The sequence below is a fragment of the Pseudomonas sp. Z3-6 genome (genome assembly GCF_051131985.1).
Taxonomy (GTDB): domain Bacteria; phylum Pseudomonadota; class Gammaproteobacteria; order Pseudomonadales; family Pseudomonadaceae; genus Aquipseudomonas; species Aquipseudomonas zanjanensis.
The window spans coordinates 3,023,190-3,041,825 of record NZ_CP071644.1 but is presented as its reverse complement, the minus strand read 5'-3'; the positions used below and the strand labels follow the sequence as shown (position 1 = coordinate 3,041,825).

At 63.4% G+C, this 18,636-nt stretch carries 12 protein-coding genes; 10 read left to right on the top strand and 2 right to left on the bottom strand.

Going from position 1 to position 18,636, the window contains the following annotated elements; genetic code table 11:
- Positions 1-11 precede the first annotated feature (11 nt).
- The 8 genes from tssE to J3P88_RS13830 all read left to right on the top strand — a co-directional run bounded on the left by tssE (position 12) and on the right by J3P88_RS13830 (position 10,313).
- Positions 12-455 (top strand): type VI secretion system baseplate subunit TssE, encoded by a 444-nt coding sequence (gene tssE, locus J3P88_RS13865; protein ID WP_434575928.1) that lies wholly within the window; start codon positions 12-14, stop codon positions 453-455.
- Complete coding sequence (tssF, locus tag J3P88_RS13860) at positions 439-2,229, top strand: type VI secretion system baseplate subunit TssF (protein WP_434575926.1); 1,791 nt, start codon at positions 439-441, stop codon at positions 2,227-2,229. The genes tssE and tssF overlap by 17 nt, the downstream gene beginning before the upstream one ends.
- Positions 2,193-3,218, top strand: coding sequence for a type VI secretion system baseplate subunit TssG (tssG, locus tag J3P88_RS13855; protein ID WP_186704836.1), 1,026 nt, complete (start codon positions 2,193-2,195; stop codon positions 3,216-3,218). Before tssF ends, tssG begins: the two co-directional genes overlap by 37 nt.
- Position 3,219: 1 nt before the next feature.
- Positions 3,220-5,763, top strand: coding sequence for a type VI secretion system ATPase TssH (gene tssH, locus J3P88_RS13850; RefSeq protein WP_434575923.1), 2,544 nt, complete (start codon positions 3,220-3,222; stop codon positions 5,761-5,763).
- 11 nt (positions 5,764-5,774) lie between these two features.
- Positions 5,775-6,443: an endonuclease/exonuclease/phosphatase family protein gene (locus J3P88_RS13845; protein ID WP_186704834.1), complete on the top strand. Its 669-nt coding sequence runs from the start codon at positions 5,775-5,777 to the stop codon at positions 6,441-6,443.
- A 43-nt stretch (positions 6,444-6,486) separates the two neighbouring features.
- Complete coding sequence (gene tssI / locus J3P88_RS13840) at positions 6,487-8,496, top strand: type VI secretion system tip protein TssI/VgrG (protein WP_434575921.1); 2,010 nt, start codon at positions 6,487-6,489, stop codon at positions 8,494-8,496.
- Between the two features lie 13 nt (positions 8,497-8,509).
- Positions 8,510-9,046, top strand: a complete 537-nt coding sequence (locus tag J3P88_RS13835; protein ID WP_434575919.1) for a toxin-antitoxin system YwqK family antitoxin — start codon at positions 8,510-8,512, stop codon at positions 9,044-9,046.
- Positions 9,047-9,359: 313 nt separating this feature from the next.
- Complete coding sequence (locus tag J3P88_RS13830; RefSeq protein WP_434575917.1) at positions 9,360-10,313, top strand: MBL fold metallo-hydrolase; 954 nt, start codon at positions 9,360-9,362, stop codon at positions 10,311-10,313.
- A gap of 54 nt (positions 10,314-10,367) precedes the next feature.
- Here J3P88_RS13830 and J3P88_RS13825 read toward each other — a convergent pair whose 3' ends face one another.
- The gene (locus tag J3P88_RS13825; protein ID WP_434575915.1) at positions 10,368-11,789 is read right to left on the bottom strand and encodes a diaminobutyrate--2-oxoglutarate transaminase; all 1,422 of its coding nucleotides are present in this window, start codon (positions 11,787-11,789) and stop codon (positions 10,368-10,370) included.
- Between the two features lie 108 nt (positions 11,790-11,897).
- Positions 11,898-13,961, bottom strand: a complete 2,064-nt coding sequence (locus tag J3P88_RS13820; RefSeq protein WP_434575913.1) for a TonB-dependent receptor — start codon at positions 13,959-13,961, stop codon at positions 11,898-11,900.
- 249 nt (positions 13,962-14,210) lie between these two features.
- Here J3P88_RS13820 and J3P88_RS13815 point away from each other — a divergent pair, with 249 nt between their 5' ends.
- Both J3P88_RS13815 and J3P88_RS13810 read left to right on the top strand, forming a co-directional pair.
- Positions 14,211-15,188: a TauD/TfdA family dioxygenase gene (locus tag J3P88_RS13815; RefSeq protein ID WP_434575911.1), complete on the top strand. Its 978-nt coding sequence runs from the start codon at positions 14,211-14,213 to the stop codon at positions 15,186-15,188.
- A 7-nt stretch (positions 15,189-15,195) separates the two neighbouring features.
- The gene (locus tag J3P88_RS13810; protein WP_434575909.1) at positions 15,196-18,624 is read left to right on the top strand and encodes a condensation domain-containing protein; all 3,429 of its coding nucleotides are present in this window, start codon (positions 15,196-15,198) and stop codon (positions 18,622-18,624) included.
- Positions 18,625-18,636 lie beyond the last annotated feature (12 nt).

Sequence of the window (18,636 nt, the reverse complement as noted above, 5' to 3'; positions counted from 1 at the left end):
AAGCCGTGCCCATGGCTGGCTTCGGGCTGCGCCCGCCCCTGTTCGAACGCCTGGCCAGCCTGGCGGGCGATACCGGGCGGGCGTTTGACCGACGGGCGCTGCAAGACTCGGTGCATGCCGAGCTGTCGCGCCTGTTCAATACCCGTCGCGGCCCACGGGCGCTGACCGAACCCCCGAGCATCCTCGACTACGGCATCGCCGACTGGACCGCGCTGCAACAGCAACGCAGCGATGACCGGCGGCAACTGACCCGGGAAATCCGCCAGGCCATCACCCACTTCGAACCGCGCCTGCACCTGGGCGAGATCGAGGTCTGCCCGGTGCCGGGCCATCCGCAGCAGCTGTGCATACGGCTGTCGGGCGAGCTGCGCGGCGACGTGCATGCCTGGCCCGTGGCCTTTGTCATCGAGCACGCCGGCGACGGCCTTGAGGTGCGCCATGAGCGACTCGATTGACCCGCAACTGCTGGACTATTACCAACGCGAACTGACCTGGTTGCGTCATGCCGGGAACCTGTTCGCCGAGCGTTATCCCAAGGTCGCCCGGCGCCTGGAGCTCTCCCCCGGCGAGTGCCCCGACCCCCATGTCGAGCGCCTGCTGGAAGGGTTCGCCCTGCTGGCCGCGCGCTTGCAACGGCGGCTGGACGACGACTACGCCGAATTCAGCGATGCCCTGCTCGAACAGCTTTACCCGCTGGCCATGCGGCCCTTGCCGTCGTGCGCCATCGTGCAGTTCGAACCCGACCCGAGCAAAGGCAACTTGAACGAGGGCTATCCGCTGCCCCGCGATACGCCGCTGTTCGTCACCACCGACAAAGGCCAGAGCATTCACTTTCGCACCACCGCCGCTGTCCATTTGTGGCCGGTACAGGTCAGCGAAGCATTGCTGCTGGGCAGCGATGAAGCCCAGGCATTGACCGGCGTGGTCCAGGCCCGCTCGGCCTTGCGCCTGGAATTGCGTTGCCTGGGGGAAAGCCAGTGGTCAACGCTGGGGATCGACTCGCTGCGGGTGCACCTGGCGGCGTCACCGATGATCAACGCCGGGCTGTACGATCTGCTGGGCGCTCACGCCATCAAGGTCTTGGCCGCCGCACCGGGAAGCGTGCCGGAACCGTTGGCTGGCCTGCCGCAGATCGTCGGCTTCGCCAGCGACCAGGTCTTGCTGCCAGACGAAGACGGCGTGCACCCGGGCATGCGCCTGCTGGCCGAATACTTTGCCTTTCCGGATAAATTCAGCTTCTTCGACCTGCCCCTGGCCGGCGCCACCAGTGACAGCCAGTCCTTGTACCTGTACATCGTATTCGACCGCGCGCCCAGCAGTCGCCTGCCGCTCCAGGCCAGCGACATCGCCTTGGGCTGCACGCCGGTGATCAACCTGTTTCCCCGCACGTCCGAACCGCTGCGCCCGGACGGCACCCGTAGCGAGTACCGGCTGGTGGCCGACAGTCATCGGGAAAACAGCGTCGAGATCCACAGCATCCGGGGCATGCGCGCCATCTCCAGCCAGGGTGTGCGCAAAGTGCCGGCCTATTACGGCAGCCAGCATGGCAACGAGCAAACTTGCTACTGGCATGCGCGCCGGGTCAGCGGCATGAGCCCGAACCGACTGGGCACCGACTTGATGATCAGCCTGGTGGACACCCAGTTCGACCCGCTGGCCGACACTCGCGACTACAGCCTCACCGCCGAACTGCTGTGCACCAACCGCCACCTGGCCCAAAGCCTGCCGGCCGGCACGCCCCTGGGTTTCGAGCGCCCGGGGCCGGTGGCCTGGGCGCGCCTGCGCAACCCACCCAGCCCGCAAAGCCTGCCGCGCCTGGACGGTGAATCGCGCTGGCGGCTGGTGTCGCAACTGACCCTCAACCATCTGTCACTGGTCGAAGGCCCCCAGGCACTCGACGCACTGCGCGAGATTCTCGAGTTACACAACCTGCGGGATGAGGCCAGTGCTCACCGTCAGATCGGAGGGGTTGCGGGACTGGGCTGCGATCGGGTCATCGCCCATGTTGGCGAAGACGCCTGGCGCGGTTGGCGAAACGGCCTGGAGGTGCGCCTGCAACTGGATCCGCAACACTTCGTCGGCAGCAGCGCGGTGCTGTTCTCCGGGGTGCTGGCGCAGTTCTTTTCCCTTTACGCCACCGCCAATCGCTTCGTGCGCACCGTGCTGGTCCAGTCCGACAAGGAGGTGAAGACATGGCAACCCCAAGCCGGCAAACCCCTGGTGCTCTGAACCTGAGCGAACGGTTGCGGCGCGACCCGCAACGCTTCGAATGGCTCCAGGCCTTGCTGTTGCTCGAACGCGAACATCCCCAGGCCGAACCCCTGGGCAGCGGCACCGCACCGCATGCCGAAGCCTTGCGCCTGCGTGGGCCGTTGACGCCGCTGTTCGCCGCCAGTGAAGTGGAGAGCCTGGGCCAGGAACCCGGCCTGCCGCCCACGTTGACCACACCGATCTTCGGCCTCGGTGGCCCGGACGGTCCGCTGCCCTACGCCTACCAGGAATGGCTGCAACAACGGGCGCGGGCGAAGGACCATGCCCCGGCGGAATTCCTCGACCTGTTCCAGCATCGCCTGCTCAGCCTGCTGTACAAGGTGATGCGCAAACATCGCATCGCCCTCGGTTTCACGGCGCCCGGCGCGTCCGCCGTACACGCGCAACTGCGCGCGTTGACCGGCCTGTTGCCCAAGGCCTTGCAGGAACGCCAGGCCGCACCTGACTCGGCGGTCCTGGCCTGCACCGCGCTGTATGCCGATGGCCGGCGCTCCCTGGAGGGGTTCGCGGCGATTGTCCGTGAACAGTTCGGCTTGCCCGTGGAGCTGAGCGCCTACGCAGGTGGCTGGCGTGAGATCCCGCCGGCCAGCCGTAGCCGCTTGCAACCGGGTGGGCGCAACCTGCGCCTGGGTCGCAACGCCGTGGCCGGCACTCGGGTCTGGGACGAACATGCCGGCGTGCGCCTGACTCTCGGCCCGCTGAGCACGGCCCAGGCCAGTGGATTGCTGCCCACCGGGGAAGCCCATCCGTTGCTCGCCAGCCTTTTTGCCTTGTATTTCGGCCCTGACCTGGATTGCACCCTGGCGCTGCTGATCCGCGGCGCCGGCCCACTGCAACTGGACCGTCAGGCCGCGCCACGGTTGAACTGGAACGGTGGCCTGCAACGCCAGCCAACCCTCGCCGTGCAACGGATCGAAACTCGCCTTCGCCAGCCGGAGATCGCCTGAAATGGAACTGGCCAGCCTGATCGGACGCCTCAACCCGGACAACCGCCGCGCCCTGGAACGGGCGGCACAACGCTGCCTGCAGCGCAGCCACCATTACGTGGAAATCGAACACTTGTTATTGGAGTTGCTCGACATCGAGGGCGGTGACTTCGCCTGCCTGCTGCCGCGCTTCGGCCTGGAACGTGACGCGGTGGCCGCCGAAACCAACAAGGCCCTGGACCTGTTCAAATCCGGCAGCACCCGTACGCCCGCCCTGTCGGCGCAAACCATTGGCCTGCTGGAAGATGCCGTGGTCCAGGCCAGTGTGCTGGGCCTGGACAGCATCCGCTCGGGGCTGTTGCTGCTGGCCCTGCTGGACCGTGACGAGCGCCGCAGCCTGTTGCTCAACAGCGCCTCGTCGTTGCTGCGTATTCCCCGCGATGCCCTGCGCGCCCATCTATTGGAATGGACCGAAAGCTCCCGTGAACATGTCGGTGGCGTGCGCACGGCCAAACCCGGCGAGGTCCCCCAGAAACAGGACCCGGTGCTGGACCAGTACACCCAGGACCTGACCGCCGACGCCCGCAACGGCCGCATCGACCCCATCGTCGGCCGCGACGGCGAAATCCGCCAGTGCATCGACATCCTCCTCAGGCGCCGGCAGAACAACCCGATCCTGGTGGGCGCGCCGGGGGTCGGCAAGACCGCCGTGGTGGAAGGCCTGGCCCTGCGCATCGCCGCCGGGGATGTGCCGCCGTCGTTGCAGGAAGTCACCCTGCGCGTACTCGACCTGGGCCTGTTGCAGGCCGGCGCCGGGGTCAAGGGCGAGTTCGAGCAGCGCCTCAAGGGCGTGATCGACGCGGTACGCAGCGCCGAAAAGCCGATTATCCTGTTCATCGATGAAGCCCACACGCTGATCGGCGCCGGCGGTGCGGAGGGCGGCAGCGACGCGGCCAATCTGCTCAAGCCAGCCCTGGCCCGGGGCGAACTGCGCACCCTGGCCGCCACCACCTGGCTGGAATACAAGAAATACTTCGAGAAAGACCCGGCCCTGGCCCGCCGCTTCCAACTGGTTCAAGTCGAGGAGCCGGACGAACTCACCGCCGTGGAAATGCTCCGGGGCGTAGCGAGCAAACTGGAACAGCACCACGGCGTGCAAGTGCTCGACGCGGCCATCCACGAGGCGGTGAAGCTGTCCCACCGCTACATCTCCGGGCGCCAGTTGCCGGACAAGGCCATCAGCGTGCTCGACACCGCCTGCGCCCGGGTTGCCCTCGGCCAGCACGACGTGCCGCCGCCGCTGGAAAGCCTGCGCCACCGGCAGAACAGCCTCAAGGATGAAGTCGAACGCCTGCGCCGGGAACAGGCCACCGGTCTGGATCATCGCGAGCGCATCACCTTGCTGGAAAGCGAATCGACCAGCAACGTGCAGGCCATCCGCGAGCTGGAAATCCGCTGGGGCGAAGAGCGCGAAGCCGTGCGCGAACTACTCGACACCCGGCGTGAACTGCTCACCCTGAGCGAACGCGCCGACAGTGAAAAAGCCGACACCGAGATCGATAATCGCATTGATCACCTGGCCGCCGAACTGCTGCGCCTGGAGGCGGGCCTGGATGCCATTCGCCAGGACGATCCGCTGGTGCCCGAACAGGTGGACAGCAAGACCGTCGCCGCCGTGATCGCCGGATGGACCGGTATCCCGGTGGGCAAGATGCTCGCCGATGAAGCCCATGCCGTGCGCACCCTCGGCCAGCGCATGGGCCAGCGAGTCATGGGCCAGGGCACGGCGCTGAACACCATCGCCCAACGCCTGCAAGCCTACCGCGCCGGCCTTACCGACCCGCAGAAACCGGTCGGCGTGTTCCTGCTGGTGGGCCCCACTGGCGTGGGCAAGACCGAAACCGCCTACGCCCTGGCCGATGCCTTGTACGGCGGTGAGCGCAACCTGATCAGCATCAACCTCTCGGAGTATCAGGAAGCCCACACCGTCAGCCAACTCAAAGGCGCCCCGCCCGGCTACGTCGGCTACGGCAGCGGCGGCGTGCTCACCGAAGCGGTGCGGCGCAAACCCTATTCCGTGGTGTTGCTGGATGAAATCGAGAAGGCCCACCCGGACGTGCTCGAAGCTTTCTACAACGTTTTCGACAAAGGCCTGATGGAAGACGGCACCGGCCTGGTGGTGGATTTCAAGAACACCGTGATGCTCGCCACCAGCAACGTCGGCGCCGAACTGCTTTTGGACACGCCAGTGGCGCAACTGGGCAGCGACGCCTTCAACGAAGCCTTGCACAAGGTGCTGCTGCAAGCGTTTCGCCCGGCGTTTTTGGCGCGCATGACGGTGGTGGCGTACCGGCCGCTGGATGAAGCGACGCTGGAAGGGATTGTGTTGGCGAAGTTGGAGAAATTGCGCGGGCGCTATAAGGCGGCGACGGGCAAGCAGTTCGAATTCGATGCGGGAATCGTCAAGGCTGTGTTGGCCAAGTGCAGCGCGGCGGGGGCACGGGATGTCGAGAATGTGTTGATGACGCAGGTGACGGGGAAGTTGGCGGAGTGGGTACTTGAGTAAGGAGCAGGCTCATGCGAATCGGTAGCTTCAACGTTGAAAAAAACGGCAAGTCTTCCACCCTGGAAAAGCAAACCCAAGTAGACATCTTTCTCTACAACTGCTGCTCCAGTAACTACTGGGATGCGGACATCGTGTTCTTGTGTGAAATACATTCGGCACAAATCGACAACTACCGCTCGAACCTGGCGGCCATCTATAAGAATTACAGTGTCTATGCGTTTACGGGCGGCTACTCGAACGCCTACATCGTCATGGTCAAAAGCTTTGAGCAATTGCAAGTGATCAGCCAAGGCAGTCTGTTTACCCTGAACCGGGACCTGATTGCGGTGGAGGCCAACGGTGTGAAGGGCTATACCGGCTACGTGTTCCTTGCGCACTTCAAGTCTGGCCAGAACGGCGTGACCAAGAGCCAACTGAAATCCTGCACAGCCCTGGGCGGGAAATGGGTCGCGACAGGTGACCTGAACCTGGATTATCAAAACGTAGGGCAGCTCGATACGGCGGGGCTTGCCTATGAGTGCTGGAACGGCCAGCAGACCCAGAGCAAGGGCGGCATTCTCGACTGGGTGCTGGCATCGGTGGACGTGAAGGTCGTGCCGGTCGACATCTCCGGACTTGCCCATGTGTTCGATATGTCCGGCCCCGATCATCGCCCCATCCTTTTCGATGTGACGAGCTGAACGACAACGGTCGCCGTTTTTCACGCCCTGCCGAGGACGCTTGATGCCCCGCTCCACCGACAGCAACACCACCCTTTCCCTCAGTGCCAGCTCGCTGTCGGCGCTGTACCCTGAGGCACTGTCCGGCGAAGAACGCCTCAATGCCTTGGGCTCGCATATCCTCACCGGCATCAACGACGGCGCCTCGCTGGACCTCACCACGGCCGTCGCCAGCCATGTCACCACGACGCTGCACAAGGACGCCTTGCTGCGCCCCCTGGATTGGCTGGTCGCCGAAATCCGCCAACTTCCCGCCGATGCCACCGCCGAGCGCTATCAACTTTTGCTCCGCCCCTGGCTCTGGTGGCTGAGCCTGGCCAGCAACAACCGCGTGTTCCAGAACCTCGCCACGTCGGATATCGTCACGACGATTTTCAAGGCCCACGGTTTCACCGACTTCCAACTCAAGCTCACCGGTAGCTACACCCCTCGCGAGTACTGCGTGCAATACGGCGAAACCGACCTGGCCTTCGTCTCGCGCCTGCTGGAAGAAGACGGGATTTTCTGGTTCTTCAGCCATGAAGCCGGCAAGCACACGCTGGTACTGGCCGACAGCAACGATGCCTTCACGCCCATCCCCAACGGGCCGACGGTGAATTATCTCGGGCAAAAACTGGGCGAGCGGGAACTGCACGGCATCCGTTCAGGGCAGGTGTGCCTGCAAGCGGTGGCCGGGGTTTACCAGGCCACCGATTATGAGTTCACCACGCCGACCACCTCGCTCTTCAGCCAGGCCGAAGCCGTGGCCGGGCCAAGTTCAATGTACGAACACCCAGGCAGCTACACCGCCAAGGCCCAGGGCGACGCGCTGACCAAACAGCGGGTGGACGGCCTGCGCAGCCAGGAAAAACGTTTCGTTGGCGAAAGCGATTGCCGCTGGCTGGTGCCGGGGTATTGGTTCACCCTCGCCGGCCATGAAGACACGACGTTGAATATCGATTGGGTGGTGACGTCGGTCAGCCATGAAGCCAGCCACGACAGCTATCGCAACCGCTTCGAAGCGATCCCCAAGGCCACGGCTTATCGACCGGCCCGCATCACGCCAAAACCGCGCATGCACACCCAGACGGCCGTGGTGGTGGGCAAGGCCGGCGAAGAAATCTGGACCGATGAATACGGCCGGATCAAATTGCAGTTCCCCTGGGACCGCACCGGCAAGAACGACGAGACCTCCTCCTGCTGGGTGCGTGTGGTCTTGCCCTGGAGCGGCAAGGGCTTCGGCATGCAGTTCGTGCCGCGCATCGGCCAGGAAGTCATCGTGACCTTCATCGACGGCGACCCGGATCGGCCCCTGGTCACCGGTTGCGTGTACAACGGCGCCAATGCCCTGCCCTATGCGCTGCCGGCGAACCAGACCCAATCCGGGATCAAGACCAACTCGTCCAAGGGCGGCGGCGGTTTCAACGAGCTGCGCTTCGAAGACAAGAAGGACGCCGAAGAGGTGTTTCTCCAGGCTCAGAAAGACTTCAACATCAACGTGCTCAACGACACCACTGCCACCGTCGGCCACGACGAGACCCTCACGGTGCAGAACGCCCGCACCCGCACGGTGAAGGACGGCGACGAAACCGTCACCCTGGAGAAGGGCAAGCGCAGCGTGACCATCCAGACCGGCAGCGACAGCCTCGACGTGAAGGACACCCGCACCGTCACCGTGGGCTCGGACCAGACCCACAGCACCGGTGGCAACTACGACCAGAAGGTCACCGGCAACTACAGCCTGACCGTGGACGGCAACCTGACCATCAAGGTCAGCGGCACCCTGACCTTGCAAAGCGGCGGCAGCTTCGCCATCAAGAGCGGCGCGGACCTGGCGGCCGAGGCCAGCACCTCCATCAGCCAGAAAGCCGGCACGGCCCTGAGCAACCAGGCCGGGACGTCATTGGAAAACAAGGCTGGCACCACCCTCACCAACGACGCCGGCATCAGCCTGGTGAACAAGGCGGCCGCCGAACAGACCGTGGACGGCGGCGGCATGCTGACCATCAAGGGTGGCCTGGTGAAGGTCAACTGATGGGAACGCAACGATGACCACGAAAAGACTGGACCTGGAACGCGGCGACAGCCGGCTGGACGGGCAACTGGTCGATGGCCGGCTCGACGGCCCGCTGCAGATCGAAGAAGCCCAACGCCCGCAAGCGAAGCTCAACTACAGCCAAGGTGAACTGCAAGGCACCAGCACCCTGTATCACCCGAATGGCAAGGTCTCGGCGGTCTTGCCGTTCGTAAAGGGAAAGTTGCAAGGCGTGGCGAGCTTTTACGCAGCCGAAGGCGGCTTGCAACGCCAGGCCACGTATCGCCGTGGGTTGTTGCACGGTGAGGCGAACAACTACTTCCCCGACGGGCAACTGGCTGAAGCGGAGGTCTATCGCGACGGCGTGCGCGATGGCCGCTATCGCCGCCTGCACCCCAACGGCAATCTGGCGGTCGAAGCCCGCTACCTCAACGGCCAACTGCTGGAACCGGCCCAGGCCTACGCCGACGACGGCCGGCCACTGGACGCCGATGGCAAACCCATCTCCCGGCTGCGCTGGTGGTTCAAGCGCTGGAACGACCCCGCATAAGCTCGCTCCCACAGGGGATCTGTGGTGGACATCAAATTTGTATGCACTGAAGAGTGAATGTGGGAGCGAGCCTGCTCGCGATGGTGGCGGGTCAGTTTGCATCCATAGCGCCTGTGCCGCCCTCACCCCGGCAAACTGGATGCCCATACCTTTTGCTGGGGTCAATCACGCTAAAGCGCCTGCGCAACATACCCACGTATGGTATCGAGCGCGGTTCGACGGGATGCAGACTCATTCTCCAGCGACACCCCTTTCTCATGCCGAGAGAGGCGGTGCTCGCCCAAGCCTTGACCCAAGCCATCGGAGAACGACCATGACCACGCATTTGAACGCCCCTGCCGCCCAGGATGGAATGCATCCGGATTCAACCATGAGCTTGCACGTGACCTCGTACGAGGAGTTGGTCCCTTCGCGCTACGCCCTGAAGATTGGCGAGATCGACGTGCTGGTGGTCAGCGATGGGGTACTGCCGCTGCCGACCTCGACGATGTCCACCAATGCCGATCCAGCCGCCCGCGCGGCCTGGTTCAAGGACATGTTCCTGGGCCCGGACGCCTTCGATTGGGCGCTGAACGTGCTGGTGGTGCGCAGCGGCGAGCAGACTATCCTCGTCGATGCCGGGCTCGGCGGCCAATTCCCCGGCTTCCCGCGCGCCGGGCAGTTTCCCAAGCGCCTGGCCGCCGCCGGTATCGACCTGGAGTCGGTGACCGACGTGGTGATTACCCACATGCACATGGACCACATTGGCGGGCTGCTGGTCGATGAGGTGAAGAGCCGGCTGCGTCCCGACCTGCGGATCCACGTGGCCGCGACCGAGGTGGCGTTCTGGGCCGAACCGGATTTCTCCCTCACCTCCATGCCCTCGCCGGTACCGGACGTACTGCGCGCTACCGCCACGCAATTCATGCACGACTACCACGACAAACTGCACACCTTCGAGGAAATCTACGAGGTCGCCCCGGGTGTGGTGGTCAAGCGCACCGGCGGCCATACCCCAGGGCACAGTGTGGTCCACGTAACGTCCGGCGAGGAGCGCTTGACGTTCGCCGGCGATGCCTTGTTCCCGGTCGCCTTCGACCATCCCGATTGGCAGAACGGTTTTGAACATGACCCTGAAGAATCGGTTCGCGTTCGGGTCCGCCTCATGCAAGAAGCGGCGGCATCCGGCGAGCTGCTAGTCGCTACTCACCTACCGTTCCCCTCCGTTGGCCGCGTGGCGGTCAACGGAGACGCGTTTCGCTGGGTAGCGGCCTTCTGGGACTACTGAGTACACGTCGGGCCGGGCCAGCGTCCAAACCGGACGCTGGCCCGAACCGGATGATCAGCCGGCGGGACGCTCGTTGATCGTGCTCGCAGCCTGGAACAGGATTTGCGCCACAAAATCGATTTCCTGCTCGGTGATGATCAACGGCGGCAGGAAGCGCACGGTCGCGCCGTGACGGCCGCCCAGCTCGACGATCAACCCGTGCTTCAGGCACGCCTGCTGGAAAGCCTTGGCCCGGACCGTGTCCACCGGCGGATGACCCTGTACGTCTGGAGTACCTTGCGGGTCGACGATTTCCATGCCGAGCATCAGGCCGCGCCCACGCACATCGCCGATCCAGGCGAACTCACTTTGCAGTGCCTGCAAGTGTTTTTGCAGGTGAGCGCCCATCGTTTCAGCGTGCTGGACCAAGCCTTGATCACGAATGAAACGCAAGGTCGCGGTACCCGCCGCCATTGCCAACTGATTGCCACGGAACGTGCCCGCGTGGGCACCCGGCTGCCAGACGTCCAGCGACTCGTGATAGACCATCACCGACAGCGGCAGCCCGCCACCGATGGCTTTGGACAGGGTGATGACATCCGGCGTGATCCCCGATTGCTCGAAGCCGAACATCCGCCCGCTGCGGGCAATGCCGCACTGGATCTCGTCGACGATCAGCGGAATGCCGTGGGCCTGGGTCAACCGACGCAGCTCCTGCAGCCAACGGTCCGGCGCGGCAATCACCCCGCCCTCGCCCTGGATTGGCTCAAGGATCATCGCCGCGGGTGCGGTCACCCCGCTTTCCGGGTCATTGAGCAAATGTTCGAGGTAACGAACGTTCAACGTGACCGCTTGATCGCCGGCCACCCCGAACGGGCAACGATAATCGTGAGGGAACGGCAGGCGCTGCACCCCTGGCATCAATGCGCCGAGGGCATTTTTCGGCGACAGGTTGCCGCTGATGGCCAGCGTCCCCAGGGTCATCCCGTGATAGGCCCCTTCAAACGCCAGGACCGAATGTCGCCCGGTGGCGGTACGGGTCAACTTGAGCGCGGCCTCGACCGCATCGGCCCCACTTGGGCCGCAGAACTGAATGCGTGCGTGGCGAGCGAACTCGCTGGGCAGGCACGCGAAAATTTCTTGGACGAATGCGTCCTTCACAGGCGTCATGAGGTCGAGGGTGTGCATCGGCACACCGGCCGCCATGACCTGGGTGATGGCTTCGACGATCACCGGGTGGTTGTGCCCCAGCGCCAGGGTTCCGGCACCGGCCAGGCAATCGACGAACACTTGCCCCCGGCTGTCTTGCACATAAATGCCATGGGCCCTTTCAAGCACCAGGGGAATGCGTCGCGGGTAACTGCGGGCGTTGGACTCCTGCTGTTGCTGACGCTCCAGCAGCGGCGTCGAGTCAAGGCAGTAAGGGCTCGACAGACCGGTGTGCAACAGGCGTAGCTGTTGCGCGCCACCTGCTGTGACATTCGAAAAAGCACTCATGATTTCCTCCATGGAGGCTGGGTTTGGAAGGGAGCGAACAGCCTGGAAACAAACATCCGATAGATTGCAGGACAGGCGCGGGGAGATTGCCTCCCCGCGCCCATGGGTTTACATGTCGTAGCGCAGGATCATCCCCACCGTGCGCGGTGCGCCAACGTCGATGATGTCGTCGTTGCGGTTGTTGGTGACGTATTCCTTGTCGAACGCGTTCTTCACGTAGGCAGACACCGCGACGTTCTTGGTGACTTTGTATTCGGTGTTGAAGTTCACCAGCACATAGGCGTCGCTCTTACGTTCACCCGTGACTTTGCCGTTTGCGTCGAACTCGTACTCCGAAGGCGCGGTGCTCTGATAGACAATGTCCGTGCCGAAGATCAGGCGATCGTCGAAGCGATAGACACCACCCACCGAGGCCTTGTATTTAGGCGCGTAGAGGAACGCCTCGCCACTCCTGTCCTGACCACTGTCAGAAACGAAATCCTTGTATTTGCTATCGGTAATAGCGCCACCGACATTCAGGGTCAGCTGTTCGGTGATGTCTTTTTCGACGAAGACTTCCAAGCCCTTGATGTCACTGCGACCAGCGTTGTAAATATCAATGACGTTGCTACCGGCTTGGCGCACGCTGACCTGCTGATCTTTCCAATCCGTGTAATACAGGTTGGCGCGGGTACGCAGGGTCTTGTCGAAGAACGAACCACGATAGGACAGCTCGTAGTTGGTGGTGTATTCCGGGTCGTAGGCCTGGTGGCCGCTACCGGAGCGCAGGTTGACACCGCCACCGCGATAGCCTTTCTGCACCATGAAACCGAGGTACTGGTCGGTTGCCAATTCGTAGTCGATGCCGAGTTTCGGCAGCACGGCATCAAACGATTTTTTGATTTTCTCGGGAACGAAGCGGCCGTCTTCCTCGATGTCGGTATCGTTCGTCTCATAGTCGTAACGCAGGCCGGTGATCAACGTCCAGCGCGGCGCGAACGTCCAGTTGACTTCACCGAACACCGCCTTGTTTTCAATCTTGGTGTCACCTTTGACGGTACGAACCAGAACGTCATCGAACAACAACCGGTCGTGGAAGTTGTTGGTGTTGTGGCCATAGTAGGCACCGACGAAACTCTTCACCGTATCCGAGTCGTAATTCAGACGCAGCTCCTGACTGAACAGGTTGCCGTCTTGCTTACGCAGAACGACCTCGTTGTCCACCGCATTCTGGTCAAAGTCCAGACGGTTGCTGTAGTCCGTACTGGTATTGGCGGTCATGCTCGTCAACGACCAGGTATCGTTCAGGCGGTAATCCACCTTGGCGCTGAAAGTGTCTTGCTTGAGGTTGTCGAAGGCCTCGGTATTGGACGCGATGTCGTAATAGCTCGGCTTGCCATCGGCGCCGCGCATCGTCGAGCGGTCACCCTGGCGATGTTCGCTGTGGGCGTAGGTCAACAGGACATCGGTGTCGTCATTGGGCAGGATCAACAATTTGCCGCGGACGTTGCTGGTGCGACGCGGGTTGGCGTCTTTATCGAGCGTGGTGTTGCGGATGTAGCCGTCACCTTCGCCATAGTCCACGGCGATACGCCCGGCGATCTTATCATCGACGATGGCCCCGCCACCGGCCACGGCGGCGCCGTGCTCACCGTAGTTACCCACGTTGGTCTGGGCCGAGAAGCTCGGTTCGAAGGTTGGGTTCTTGGTGCGGATCACCACCGCGCCGGCCAGGGAGTTACGACCTTGGGTGGTGGATTGCGGGCCGAGGAAAACCTCGACCTGCTCGGCATCCCAGAGCGGGACCGGGCTGAGGGTCAGCGCGCGGTTCGGCTGCACGGCACCGTCGACGTACACCGACACCGCGCCGTTGAGGGCCGCCGGGCCCTGGTCGTCAAAACCAGATACTGGCACGCCACGGATACCCCAGTTCTCGTTGCCGGCCTGGGTATAGACGCCGGGCGTACGGGCAAACACATCCACCAGGTCCTTGTCGCCGTGCTCACGCAGGTTCTTGTCGGTGACGACCACGACGCTGGATTGGGTCTTTTCGAGGGTGCGGTCGATCTTTTCACCGGTCACGGTGATTGGAGCGATCTCCATCTTGCCGGCTTCTTCAGCCGCCCAAGCGCCGTTGCTCAGGCCGATGGCCGACCCTACAGCCAACGCAATTGTGTTCTTTTTGAAATTCACGCCCCGCTCCCCTGCGACAGATATTTTTAGGTTTTTTTGAGCTGGCCGAAGGCTGTTTGGCGCCAGCGGAGCGGAGTCTAATCCAAAAAAAAAATTAAATAAATAGTATTGATAATCCCTCTCATTTGTACCTAGTATGGCGTCTTGTATTGCCTTACATACATTACAGACGAGTCCTACAACACTGACCGCTGCCCTGCTTTCAAGGTCTTGGGACTGGTCGAAGACGCTATAAAAGGATGCACAAGGATGACCTCAATCGAACACCTGAACGGGCGTTCCGAGCTTTTTTCAATGGCGCCCACGGATGCAAGCGCCCAATCGCTACCCGTGCTGGTGCAAGGGGTACCGGGACAGTCGATCCACGACCTGGACGCCTCGATTCGCGACCGCGTGGCCCAGGTCCTGACCACTGTTGGCGGCGTGTTGTTTCGCGGTTTCACCGTTGCCACCCCCATCGACTTCAAGCGCTTCGCCGCCAGCTTCGGCGCGCCGCTGGCCAGTTACGAATTCGGTTCCACACCGCGCAGCAAAGTCTTCGCCGGGGTCTATAGCTCCACCGAATACCCGGCCCATCAATTCATCCCCTTGCACAACGAGCAGGCCTACACCCGCCCCTGGCCTTCACGCATCTGGTTCCACTGCATCAAGGCCAGTAAAACCGGCGGCGAGACCCCGATTGCCGACAGCCGCCTGATCTACCAGCGCATGCCTGCCGAGATCCGCGAGCTGTTCGCCAGCCGCGAGCTGCTTTATGTCCGCAACTACAGCGGCGCCCTGGACCTGCCTTGGGAAAAAGTCTTCAACACCCAGGACCGTGCCCAAGTCGAACGCTACTGCCAGGACAACGACATCGAGTGGGAATGGAAAGCCGATGGCGACCTGCGCACCCGCCAGCGTTGCGCCGCCGTGCAACAGCATCCCGAGACCGGCGAATGGGTCTGGTTCAACCAGGCGCACCTGTTCCATGTCTCGGCCATCGAACCGAGCGTACGCGCCAGCCTGCTGGCGGCGGTGGGTGAAGAGAACCTGCCGCGCCATGTCTATTTCGGCGACGGCTCGCCGATTGCCGACGACCTGCTCGACACCGTGCGCGAGGTCTACCGCGAGACTGCCGTCAGTTTTCCCTGGCAGCCCGGCGATATCCTGATGCTCGACAACCGACTGGTGGCACACGGTCGCAATCCTTTCACCGGTGACCGCAAAGTCATCGTGGCCATGGCGTGAATTGCACATGTTTTCTTTCGAACACTGGATCGACGTGCTGGAAACCAACGCCCAGCACTTCCCTCAGCGTGCCGCCCTGCATTTTCTGCCGGACGGCGTAGAGATCGGCGAAACCCTGACCTTTGCCCAACTGCACGAACAATCCCGTTCCCTGGCGGCCGCGCTGCAAGCGCGTTATGCCCCGGGTGATCGCGTGCTGTTGATGCTGCCCAGCAGCCTCGACTACGCCCGCGCCTTCTGTGCCTGCCTCTATGCAGGGCTGATTGCCGTGCCGTTGTTTCCACCGCCGTCGCGCAAACCGCGTCACCTCGACCGCGTCCGTAACGTGGTGGTGGATGCCGAGCCGGCGCTGATTCTCGCCCCGACGGAGTATTGCGAAGGCTTGCTGGAACTGGTGGAAGGCCGGGTCGATGTGCTGACCGTCCAGGACCTGGGCACACCACCGGCCAGCCAATGGCAACGTCCGACCATCGACGGTTCGACCGTGGCCTTCCTGCAATACACCTCGGGTTCCACCGGCTCGCCGAAAGGCGTCGAGGTGCGTCAGCGCAACCTGATCGCCAACGTCGAGCTGATGCGCCAGGCCTACGATTTCGACGAACACGGCGCCATGGTCAACTGGCTGCCGCTGTACCACGACATGGGTCTGATCGGCGGGATGCTGGCCCCGCTCTACAGCGGCATGCCATGCTACCTGATGGCGTCCCAGACCTTCGTCAATGCACCGTCGACCTGGCTGCAGGCGTTGAGTCGCTACCGCGCCACCGCCAGTTTCGCCCCCAACTTCGCCTATGCCCTGTGCAACCGCGTGGTCAGCGACAACCTGATCGCGCAACTCGACCTGAGCGCCTGGAAACACGCCATCAACGGCGCCGAACCGATCCACCCCGGCACCCTGGAGGCTTTCGCCCAACGTTTTGCCGCCTGTGGTCTCAACCCGTTGGCCATCAGCCCCGGTTATGGCCAGGCCGAAGCCACCCTGTGCGTCAGCGCCACGCCGGCCGACGCGCTGCCGGTGGTGCTGCGCCTGGACAAAGCCGTGCTGGAGAGCGGTCGCGTGGCACTGGCGGCGGCCGATGCCGCCGCCGTGGAATTCGTCGGCTGCGGTTACCCGCAAGCCTTGCACAGCATCGCCATCGTCAACCCGCACACCTTCGAGCAATGCGCCGCCGATCGCATCGGCGAAGTCTGGCTCAGGGGGCCGAGCAACGCCGAATCCTACTGGAAGAATCCCGAGGCCACTCGCGAAGCCTTTGAAGCCCAAATTGTCGGTTCGTCGGAGCATTACCTGCGCTCCGGCGACCTGGGTTTCATGCACGAAGGCCAGGTCGTGATCTGCGGACGGCTCAAGGACCTGCTGATTCTCAATGGGCGCAACCTCTACCCACACGACATCGAATTCGCCATTACCGATGCCGAGCCGGGCATCCGCACCGGACGCATTGCCGCCTTCTCGGAAATGGACCCGGCGTTGGGCCGCGAGAAGTTGGTGATCGTCGCCGAGCCGCAACGCAAGTTCGTCGACCCGGCGCATCACCCGGCGCTGTTCGCGTCGATGCAAAACGCCGTGCGTGAAGCCGCCGACTGCGGCATCGACCAAATCGTGCTAGTGCAAGCCGGCACCATCCCGATGACCACCAGCGGCAAGATCGCCCGTCAAGGCGCGCGCAAGCAACTGGCCGCGGGCACGTTGAGCATCATCGCCCAGAGCGGTGCAACGCTGGCTTCGAATGGCGAGGTCCTGGACCTTGCCCAGCTCAAGCACCTGGCGAGCGAAACGCCGCAACAGGCCCAGGCCGCCTGCCGCCGATGGCTGGAGCAGACGCTGCACGCGGTCAATCCGTATTTTTCCGCCGACTTCGACCTCAGCCTGATCGGCCAAGGCCTGGACTCCATTGGCGTGGCCGACTTCGCCGCGCGCCTGCACAAGGACCTGGGCTGGAACCTCGACACCCAGGACTTGTTTGGGCAAACCACCCTGGGGCAATGGGCGCTGGCCCTGCAAAACTTTCTGAATGAACCGGCGCCGACGGCCGAGGCTTCGACCGCGCGGGCTAACCTCAGCCAGGGGCATCAATCGTTCGCCCAGCGCCGACTGTGGTTCCTGCGCCAACTGAACCCGGACGACACCCGCCACAACCTGGTACTGCACCTGCGCCTGCAAGGTCCACTGGACATCGAGGCGCTGGCCCTGCGCTTGAACGCGCTGGTGGCGCGGCACGGCGTGTTGCGCACGGTGTACCGCGACGGTGTCGAGGGCCCGCAGCAACAGGTATTGCCGGCCACGGCGGTCGCGCTGGTCCATCACGACTTACGCGAACAGAATGAAGCGCAGCAACAACAGACGCTGAGCGAGCGCCTGGCCCATGAACACGCCACCCCTGTCGATCTGCAAGCCGGCCCGCTGCTGCGGGCACAGTTGCTCAGCCGACATGAGCAACAGCATGACCTGCTGCTGACCCTGCACCACATCGCCTTCGACGGACGTTCAGCGCAAGTGCTGCTGGCGGAACTGGCAGGCTCGACAGACGCCGCGCTCCCGGGGCAATACCTCGATTTCGCCCAGTGGGAAGCCCGGCACTGGAGCGAACAGCGGATCGCCAGCGAGCAGGATTTCTGGCGCGGACACCTGGCCGGCATGCCCCAGACCTTGGAACTGGGCGGCAACGGCCAGGCCCCTGGCGAACACAGCCTGGACTTCAACGTGCCCCAGGCCCGCTGCGAGCATTTGGCAACGCTGGCCCGAGAACAAGGCATGACCTTGTTCATGCTGCTGATCGCCAGTTACCAACTGGTGCTCAAGCAACTGGGTGGCCAAGCGCAATTCTTGCTGGGCACCGATGTCAGCGGCCGGCCACTGGCCGAGCACAACGACGTCATCGGTTTCTTCGTCAACCAGTTGACCCTGCGTTGTGACGTGCGTGGCGAAGCGACCCTGGGCGGTTTCCTCGGGCGGGTTCGCGATGAAGCGCGCCTGGCCTATGCCCATCAAGGCCTGCCTTTCGACCTGGTGGTCTCGGCCCTCGCGCCGCAGCGCCGGCCCGGTCACTCGCCGCTGTTCCAGGTCAAGCTCAACTATCAACCGTCACGGGTGACCCCAACCACCATCGCCGGCGCGCAGCTGTCCGCGCTGGACGTGGCCCAGGCACCGGGGGATTTCCACCTGGTGCTCGACCTGGTGCACAGCCACGAAGGTCTCGCCGCGACGCTCAAGTATCGCGGCGAATACTTCGACCAAGGCCGTGCCCTGCGCCTGCAACACCTGTGGACGTGCCTGCTGGAGCAACTCCCCAGCCTGCTGGATGAGCCGTTGCCGGCGCTGGCCGAGCGCATCGACAGCTGGGACCAGGCCTTTGCCCGTGAGCGGCAACAGTCCCAGGCGCTGGCCGGTCGCAGCCAGATGATGCAAGCCAAACGTCGCTCCTTGTCCCTTTAACCGAGTCGGATG